At 48.4% G+C, this 1,160-nt stretch carries 1 protein-coding gene; it reads left to right on the top strand.

The annotated features are described in order from the left end of the window. On the top strand, window positions 1–1,160 hold a 1,160-nt coding region (locus tag R7D93_RS25750), incomplete at both ends, for an autotransporter assembly complex family protein (RefSeq protein WP_318129616.1).

The following is a 1,160-nucleotide window of genomic DNA, read 5'->3' as shown; positions in this document are numbered from 1 at the left end:
GTTGGGCGGCTTTTAAATCAGGGTGAGTCTGACAGCCTTAAATCAGGGATTCGTAACCTGGCTTTGCAACGTGGTTACTTCAATGGTGACTTTAAGCTCAACAAGCTGGAAGTGATCCCTGAATTGAATGAAGCCAATGTGCGTTTGCACTACGACAGCGGTATTCGCTATCACTTTGGTCCGGTAGAAATTACGGGAAGCCAGATCTGGGAAAACCGTGTTGAGTCGATGCGACCTTTTGAAATTGGTGAACCTTACCTTGTCTCTGATGTGGGTGAATACAACCAAAACCTCTCTAACACGGATTGGTTCTCCTCCGTGTTTGTTGAGCCTGACTTAAGCAAGCTTGAAGATGGGCGCGAGTTGCCGATTAAAGTCTCGTTAGCGCCTGCTGCGAAAAACCAAATTGAAACCGGTATTGGTTACTCCACCGATACGGGTGTGCGCGGTACTTTAAAATGGAAAAAACCATGGGTAAGTGCGCGCGGCCATAGCTTTAATACGGCGCTTTCTCTCTCCAAACCAGAGCAAACCATCACCGCCGGCTACAAAATTCCATTAGACGACGTCTTACGTGAATACTATCAATTGCAATTTGGTCTGAAGCATTTGGACAACCGTGATACTGAGAGTTTGGAATCAAACCTTGCGGTAGAAAGACACTGGTTAACCGACGGTGGTTGGCACAAAACCGTGTACGTTCGTCACTTGTACGAAAACTTCTCGCAAGGTTTGCAAGATGATGGCGTGCAGTTTGTGCTTCCAGGGGCAACCTTTTCGCGTACTCGTGTCCGTGGTGGCAGTATGCCAATGTGGGGCGATAAGCAAAGCGTAACGGTTGAATACGGCGATCCGGCGCTACTATCTGAAACGCGAGTATTGCGTTTGCTTGGGCGATCTTCGTGGATTCGTGGCATCGGCGAAAACCATCGTGGTTTGTTCCGTCTCGAAGGGGGGGCTAACATCACGGAGGAATTTGAAAAGCTTTCGCCATCGTTGCGTTTCTTGGCTGGTGGTGACAACAACATCCGTGGTTATGGCTATGAATCCATCTCACCTGTTGATGAAAGTGGCGCATTAACGGGTGCGAAATACAGCTTAAGCAGCACCTTAGAGTATCAATATCGTGTTTACGGCAACTGGTGGGCCGCAACGTTCTA

The organism is Vibrio sp. YT-15 (assembly GCF_033337445.1).
GTDB lineage: Bacteria > Pseudomonadota > Gammaproteobacteria > Enterobacterales > Vibrionaceae > Vibrio > Vibrio alginolyticus.
The sequence above is the reverse complement of the archived record's forward strand: the minus strand, read 5'-3'. Positions and strand labels throughout refer to the sequence as shown.